The organism is Achromobacter sp. MYb9, from assembly GCF_002975275.1.
Lineage (GTDB): Bacteria > Pseudomonadota > Gammaproteobacteria > Burkholderiales > Burkholderiaceae_B > Achromobacter.
Map to the genome: position 1 here is coordinate 128,752 of NZ_PCOQ01000017.1, position 6,957 is coordinate 135,708.

Below are 6,957 nucleotides of genomic sequence, written 5' to 3' on the forward strand. Positions count from 1 at the left end.
GCGATAACGTGTAGGCCTCGAATCCGACTTCGCCCGGCGCCTGCCGGCTCATCATGCCTGACCTGACTCATTTGCTGACGTTCGCCCTGGTTGCGCTGGGCATGGTGCTCACGCCTGGGCCCAACATGATTTATCTGGTGTCCCGGTCCATTTCCCAAGGCCCCCAGGCCGGCCTGATTTCGCTGGGCGGCGTGGCGGTAGGATTCATCTTCTATGTGCTGTGCGCGGCGTTCGGCATCACGGCCCTGCTGCTGACGGTGCCCCTGGCTTATGACGCGCTGCGCATCGGCGGCGCGTTGTACCTGCTGTACATGGCCTGGCAGGCGATCCGGCCGGGCGGCCGTTCGCCGTTCCAGGTACGAGAGCTACCCAAAAGCAGCCCGCGCACGCTGTTCACGATGGGGCTGGTGACCAACCTGCTGAATCCCAAGATCGCGGTCATGTACGTGTCGCTGCTGCCGCAGTTCATCCAGCCCGACCACGGCAGCGTCTTCACGCAGTCGCTGGCGCTGGGCATGACGCAAGTGGTGATCAGCCTGTCGGTCAACGCCGTCATCGCCATCATGGCGGGCTCGATCGCCGGCTTCCTGGCGGGCCGTCCCTTGTGGATGGTGGTGCAGCGCTGGTTGATGGGCACGGTGCTGGCCGGCCTTGCCGTGCGCATGATCATGGATACGCGCCGCTGATGGAACGGGACGACGGTTTTTTCGCGTCGCTGGGCGGCATGCTCGGCGAAGCCCTGCGGGGCATCGTGTCCGGCATCCAGTGGCTGCTGGGCGGCTTGGGCGGCGCCTTGGGTGATTTCTATGCCGGGTTGGCCCGTGCGATGGGCATGAGCCCATCCCTCTTCAACTTCGTCCTGCTGGTGCTGGGCCTGATGTTCCTGTGGGCGGCGGTCAAGGCGTTGCTGCGCCGCGCCATCGTGGGGTTCCTCTTCTGGCTGGTCCTGGCGATGCTGGTGCTGGGCGGCCTGGTGGACTAAGGCCGGCCCACACTGAAGGTGCGCCGCTTGGAGCCCGACGTCCTGGGTCAGCGGCGGGTTTTCAATGCAACCTCCCGTAGCCGGCCAACCAACGCAGGGAACCGTTCGGCCCCGGTGTTGCCATATCCGATCACCAGCCCGTTGTCTTCGGCGCGGGGCGTGATCGCGAACGATGACAGCGCGCCGGGATTCATCCCCAGCTTGCGCGCCTGCTCCACGATCTCCACATCGGAAAACGCCGGCGGCAGCCGCACGGTCAGATGCAATCCGCTATGGCCGCCCAGAACTTCGTGATCGATTTCCAGGTGCGTGGCCAACGCGTCGCGCAGCGCCGCCTGGCGTTCGCGGTACAGCCGCCGCATGCGGCCCAGATGGCGGGAAAACTGGCCGTTGTCGATGAACGCGGCCATGGTCAATTGTTCCAGCCGATGGCCGCCCCGCAGCATTTCGATGACGGACGGCATGGCTTGCGCCGCGATGGTTTCGGGCAACACCAGGAAGCCCAGCCGCAGGGCGGGGAACATGGTCTTGCTGAAGGTGCCCACATACAGCACGGGGGCGTCGGGCAGCAGGCCTTGCATGGCCGCGATGGGTTCGCCCTGGTGGCGGAATTCGCTGTCGTAATCGTCTTCGATGATCCACGCGCCCGCGCGCCGCGCACGGTCCAGCAGGTCCAGCCGGCGCGCCACCGACAGCACCGCGCCGGTCGGGTACTGGTGCGACGGCGTGGTCTGTATCAGCCGCGGCGGGCACGTCTGCCACGCCGATTCGGGGATCACCATGCCATCGGCATCCACGCGCATCGCCACGACGTCCAGGTCGCCCGCATGGAAGGCTGACTTGGCCCCGCGGTAGCCGGGGTCTTCCAGCCAGGCGGTGTCGCCGGGGTTGGTCAGGAGCTGGACGCACAGCGCCAGTGCCCCCTGCGCCCCTTCGGTGATGACAATGCGCGAGGCGTCGCAGCGCACGCCGCGCGATACGCGCAGGTACTGGGCGATGGCTTCGCGCAGCGCGGGTTCGCCCACCGGGTGGCCGTAGCCCAGCGTGGTGGCCGGGGCGGCCTGCAGCGCCCGGTCCTGCGCGCGGCGCCACGCATTCACCGGAAACTGCGTCAGCGCCGGCGTGCCGGGCGTCATGGGCAGCGAGCCATCGTGCAGGTACCGCGTGGATACGATGCGCGACAGGCGTTTGGCGGTGAAGGACGCCTTGGCCGGCGGCGGCGCGGCGTGCCTGGCGGCGTTGCTGGCCGTCGCCGACAAGGGCGCCACGCGCGTGCCTTGCCGGTCGGCAATGACATAGCCTTCGGCCGTCAGTTGTTCGTAGGCGATCAGCACCGTGTTGCGCGAAATGTCCAGGTCTTCGGACAACGCGCGCGAGGACGGCAGTTTGCCGCCGGCGGGCAATTGACCCGCCAGAATGGCCTGCTTGAGCCGCTGAATCAACTGGCGCTGCCGGGGTAACGCGCCGGGCCCGCGCGCGAGCGGGCTGGATAGCAGTGCCGCGTCCTTGGGGACGCCCTGGGGGGAAAGGGGGGGCATGGCCCTATTAAATTCAAGGATCGTGGTGCTTTTTATGATGCCACGATTCCGATATCGTGAGGTCATGCGTGTTGCGTTCCGCCACAGCCCGGCGACGCGCGCTAACCAGGATGAGGCTCTGTAGCATGCAACCCCGCGTCAATGCTTTCCAACAACCCGTCGGCCCCGATGTTCCCGGCTGGACGCCGCGCGCGCGTCCGCCCCTGACCCCCGCCATCGGACAGTATTGCCGGCTGGAACCCCTGTCCGCCGAGCGCCACGCCGCGGATCTGTATCAGGCGTTCAGCCAGGCGCCGGACGACAGCGACTGGACGTACATGGGCGTCGGCCCGTTTGCCGACGAGGCGGCCTACCGGGCGTTCGCCGAGTCCGTGCAGGCGGGCAACGACCCCTTGCATCACGCCATCATCGACCTGGAAACGGGGCGCGCCATCGGCACGCTGGCGCTGATGCGCATTGATCCGGCCAACGGCGTGATCGAAGTGGGTTTCGTGTCGTTTTCGCGCCAGCTGAAACGCACCCGTATCGCGACCGAGGCCCAGTTCCTGCTGATGCGCCGCGCCTTCGACGAACTGGGTTATCGCCGCTATGAATGGAAGTGCGACAGCCTGAATGCGCCGTCGCGCAAGGCGGCCGCGCGGCTGGGATTCCAGTTCGAGGGCATCTTCCGGCAAGCCACGATCTATAAAGGCCGCAGCCGCGATACGGCGTGGTTTTCGATCATCGACGGCGAATGGCCGGCGCTGCGTGCCGCCTACGAACACTGGCTGAACCCCACGAACTTCGACGCCGAAGGCAATCAGCGCACGGGTCTGGCGGAACGGATTGCCCGGGAAAAGGCCGCGTGCGTCTGATCCCGGTCGCGCTTGCGTTGTTCTGGGGGCTGAATTGGCCGGCGGTGAAGATCATTTTGTCGATCTTCCCGCCGTTCACGCTGCGTGTCATCGGCCTGGGCAGCGGCGCGGTGCTGTTGCTGCTGCTGGCGCGCGCCAAGCGGGTGGCGCTGCTGCCGCCGCGCGCGTCATGGCCGGGCATCGTCGTGGGCGGCATCTTGGCCGTGGCGGTGTTCAACCTGGCGGTGGCGTGGGCGCAGCTTAGCACCAGCACATCGCGCGCGGCCGTGCTGACCTTCACGATGCCGATGATGTCGGCGGTGTTGGCCTGGGCCGTGCTGGGCGAACGCCCGGACCGGCGCCGCGCCGTGGCGCTGGGGCTGGGCGCGGTGGGCGTGGCGATCCTGGCTTGGCCAGTGCTGCGCGCGGTCTTCGCCCAGCACGACATCGCCGCGACGAAGGGCCTGGCCTTTCCGTTGATCGCCGCCTTCGGCTGGGCGGCTGGCACGGTCTACCTGAAGCGCTGGCCGGTGGCCGGCAACCGGATCGTGGTGACGGCCTGGCAACTGGTGGTGGGCGCGGCCTGCGCGTTGACGGGCATGCTGATCGTGGGCGAATCGTTTCCAATGCAAGGCTGGAACGTGCAAGTGGCCAGCGCGCTGGCGTATCACATCATTCTGGGTACGGCCGTGGCGTATTGGCTGTGGTTCGTGCTGAGCGAAAAGGTCAGCGCCACGGTCGCGGCGTTGACGACCCTGATGGTGCCGGTCGTCGGGGTGCTGGGTGCAATGGCGTTGGTGGGCGATCGGCCTGCCGCGGCGGATTGGTGGGGATTCGCCTTCGTGCTGGCGGGCGCGGCGCTCATCGTGCTGAATCTCGGCAGGGGGCGGGGGTGACTTGCCCGGGCCCATCCTGTTCCAACCCATCGGGCCGTAAGCCGGCTACCCGCGTCGCCTGCGCAACAGGTTCCTGATCATTTCACTGCCGCTGACCAGCGTGATGCCCGCCAGCACCAGCGCGGCGCCGATGACAAAGCCGGGATCCAGCGGTTCGTCCAGGATCAGCACGCCGAAGCTCACGCCGAACAGCGGCGTCATGAACGACAGGATCGATAGCCGCGACGCAAGGTAGCGGCGCAGCAGCCAGAACCATGCCAGGTAGCTGGACAGCGCCACCACCACGGATTGGAAGGCCACGCTAAGCACCGCCGCCTGCGTGTAGCGGATGGCGTCCTGGCCCGTCGCGGCGGCATACGCCAGCAGCACGGCGGCGGCCACGCCCATCTGATAGAACAGCGTCTTGGAGGGCGCGGCTTCAGACAGGGAGGTCTTGCGGATGGCGACCGTGGTGGCGCCCCAGAGCAGGCCCGCCGCAAGGCCCATGGCGTCGCCCAACAGCATATTGGCGGCGCCCGCCTGCGCGGGCTTTCCCAGGAATGCCATCGCGATGCCGCCGAATGCGATCGCGACGCCCAGCCACTGCAGCGGTTGCATGCGTTCTTCGGGCAGCAGCCAGTGCAGGCCCAGCGCGGCGAAGATGGGGGCGGTGTACAGGAACACCGACATGTGCGAGGCCGTGGTGTAGAGCAGGCCCTGCGCCACGAACAGGAACTCGCCCGCGAACAGCAAGCCGACGACGAGGCCGGGCAGGGCGGTGCCGTCGCGGAAGGCGCGCCGGCCTTCCGCGCGCCACACGACCACCGCCAGCACCAGCGCCGCGAACGTCGAGCGCAGGCCGATTTGCATGATGGGCGCTATGTCGCTGGCCACCAGCTTGATGGCGATCTGCTGGAATCCCCAGCACACGCACAGCGCCAGCATGCCGCTGGTCGCCAGCGCGTCCAGCGGCAAACGCGTGGGCTTGGCGGCGGGCGCGCTCACGGCAGTTCGGCGGGGTAGCTATCCAGCGCCAGGCCGATTTGTTGGCGCAGGTCCCATTCGGCCAGCGTCGACTGCACCGGTCCGAAGAAGGCGCCGTCGCGCGTGACGAACATGGCGGGCAGGTGAAAGACCTCGTAGCGTTCGACCAGGCCGCGGTTGTCGCCCGCATCCACCCAGCACACGCGTTCAACGGGCAATTCCAGCGCGGGAAGCTGCTCGCGCGCAATGCGGCAGGTGCCGCAGGTGCGGCTGTGGAAGACCAGCAGCGTCAGGCCGGGCGCATCCAGCAGGAAGCGGTCAGCGGTGCTGTCATTGAGTTCAATCTGTTCCATGGGGGCGGGGCAAGCGTGTCGTGGGCGCCAGACCAACCGGGCGCAAGGCGTCCATTATGGCAGCGTGGCGCCCGGGGGCCGGCGATACCCTCGGACGCCGAATGGGTGTGCGGGCTCAGGCGCCGCGCAGCCCGTCGCGCAATACCCGGTCCAGTTCCAGCACCGACTGGTACAGGACCCGGGTGCCGTCCAGCAGTTGCGCCGACTCGATCCACTCTTCCGGGCAGTGGCTGCGGCCATTCAGGCACGGGATGAAGATCATGCCGATCGGGCCCGTGGGCGCCATGTACACCGCGTCGTGGCCCGCACCGCTGGGCAGGCGCATCGAGGCGTAGCCGAGCTGGTCGGCCGCCGCCTTGACCGCATCCATCACCAGCGGCGAACAGTCGGTGGGCTGCGCGCGGCTCAACGGCGTGAAGCCCGCCGTCAGGCGCAGCGCCTTCAGGTCGTCGGCCACGCCGGCCATCAGCGTTTCCGGGAACGTGTCCAGCACGGCGTTGCTGTCGCTGCGCATTTCCAGCGTGAGTTCCACCCGGCCAGGAACGGCGTTGGCGGCGTTGGGCGTCATGGACAGCCGGCCGACCGTGGCCACCACGTAATGCGGATTGCCGCTGGCGGCGCTGGCCTGGCGGCTGGCCGCGTCGATGATGCGGGCCGCGCCCACCAGCGCGTCACGGCGGATGTCCATGGGCGTGGTGCCCGCGTGGTCGGGCTGGCCCTGCACCACGATCTGCACGCGGCGGATGCCGACGATGTTGGTGACCACGCCGATCGGCAGGTTGCGGCTTTCCAGCACGGGGCCCTGTTCGATGTGCAGCTCGACGAACGCGGCGGTGCCGCCGGCGCCGCGCAACGGCGCATGCAGCGCCGCCGGGTCGCCGCCGACGCGGGCGATGCCTTGGGCAAGCGTCTCGCCGTCCGGGTTGCGGGCGGCCAGCATGTCGGCGCTGAGTTGACCCGAGAGCGCGCGGCTGCCCACGCAGGAAATGCCGTAATCGCTGGGCTCTTCGGACAGGAAGTCGATGACCTCGAACGGATGCGCCAGTTCGATGCCGTGGTCTTGCAGGGTGTGCGCGACTTCGATGCCGGCCAGCACGCCAATGATGCCGTCGAAGCGGCCGCCGGCCATGACGGTGTCGCAATGCGAGCCGGTGGCGATGGGCTTGCGGGCGGCGTCGCGGCCGGCGCGGGTGCCGATCAGGTTGCCGCCGGCGTCCACGCGGGTGGCCAGTCCTGCGGCTTCGAACTCGCCGCGCAGCCAGGCGCGGGCTTCGTCGAACAGCGGCGAGAAGGCGCGCCGCGTCCAGGGGACGTCGGGCAGCGTGAAGCGCGACAGGGCTTCAACACGGGCCCACAGGCGGTCGGCGTCAAGCGGGGGGAACGGGTGGGAGG

8 protein-coding genes are annotated in these 6,957 nt (G+C 68.4%); 4 read left to right on the forward strand and 4 right to left on the reverse strand.

Annotated elements, in window-relative coordinates; all coding sequences use genetic code 11:
* Positions 1-53 precede the first annotated feature (53 nt).
* Together CQ050_RS21935 and CQ050_RS21940 are read left to right on the forward strand one after the other, a co-directional pair.
* Positions 54-686 carry a LysE family translocator gene (locus tag CQ050_RS21935; RefSeq protein WP_105558925.1) on the forward strand — a complete coding sequence of 211 codons (633 nt, stop codon included), beginning with the start codon at positions 54-56 and terminating at the stop codon, positions 684-686.
* Positions 686-982 carry a hypothetical protein gene (locus CQ050_RS21940; protein WP_105558926.1) on the forward strand — a complete coding sequence of 99 codons (297 nt, stop codon included), beginning with the start codon at positions 686-688 and terminating at the stop codon, positions 980-982. Before CQ050_RS21935 ends, CQ050_RS21940 begins: the two co-directional genes overlap by 1 nt.
* Positions 983-1,029: 47 nt before the next feature.
* Here the strand turns inward: CQ050_RS21940 and CQ050_RS21945 are convergent, their stop codons facing one another.
* A complete protein-coding gene (locus CQ050_RS21945) occupies positions 1,030-2,520 on the reverse strand; it encodes a PLP-dependent aminotransferase family protein (RefSeq protein WP_105558927.1) in 1,491 nt (496 codons plus the stop codon).
* A gap of 125 nt (positions 2,521-2,645) precedes the next feature.
* Here CQ050_RS21945 and CQ050_RS21950 point away from each other — a divergent pair, with 125 nt between their 5' ends.
* Together CQ050_RS21950 and CQ050_RS21955 are read left to right on the forward strand one after the other, a co-directional pair.
* Entirely contained in the window at positions 2,646-3,374 is a 729-nt protein-coding gene (locus CQ050_RS21950) for a GNAT family N-acetyltransferase (RefSeq protein ID WP_105558928.1), read from the forward strand.
* A complete protein-coding gene (locus tag CQ050_RS21955; RefSeq protein WP_105558929.1) occupies positions 3,365-4,249 on the forward strand; it encodes a DMT family transporter in 885 nt (294 codons plus the stop codon). The genes CQ050_RS21950 and CQ050_RS21955 overlap by 10 nt, the downstream gene beginning before the upstream one ends.
* Before the next feature lie 45 nt (positions 4,250-4,294).
* On the opposite strand, the gene CQ050_RS21960 is transcribed toward CQ050_RS21955, so the two are convergent.
* From CQ050_RS21960 to CQ050_RS21970, 3 genes are all read right to left on the reverse strand, one after another.
* Positions 4,295-5,173: a DMT family transporter gene (locus tag CQ050_RS21960; protein WP_199196895.1), complete on the reverse strand. Its 879-nt coding sequence runs from the start codon at positions 5,171-5,173 to the stop codon at positions 4,295-4,297.
* A 56-nt stretch (positions 5,174-5,229) separates the two neighbouring features.
* On the reverse strand, positions 5,230-5,565 hold the full coding sequence (locus tag CQ050_RS21965; protein WP_006226863.1) for a co-chaperone YbbN: 336 nt from the start codon (positions 5,563-5,565) through the stop codon (positions 5,230-5,232).
* A 115-nt stretch (positions 5,566-5,680) separates the two neighbouring features.
* The coding region (locus tag CQ050_RS21970; RefSeq protein ID WP_233214218.1) for a Zn-dependent hydrolase at positions 5,681-6,957 on the reverse strand (1,277 nt) is incomplete at its 5' end.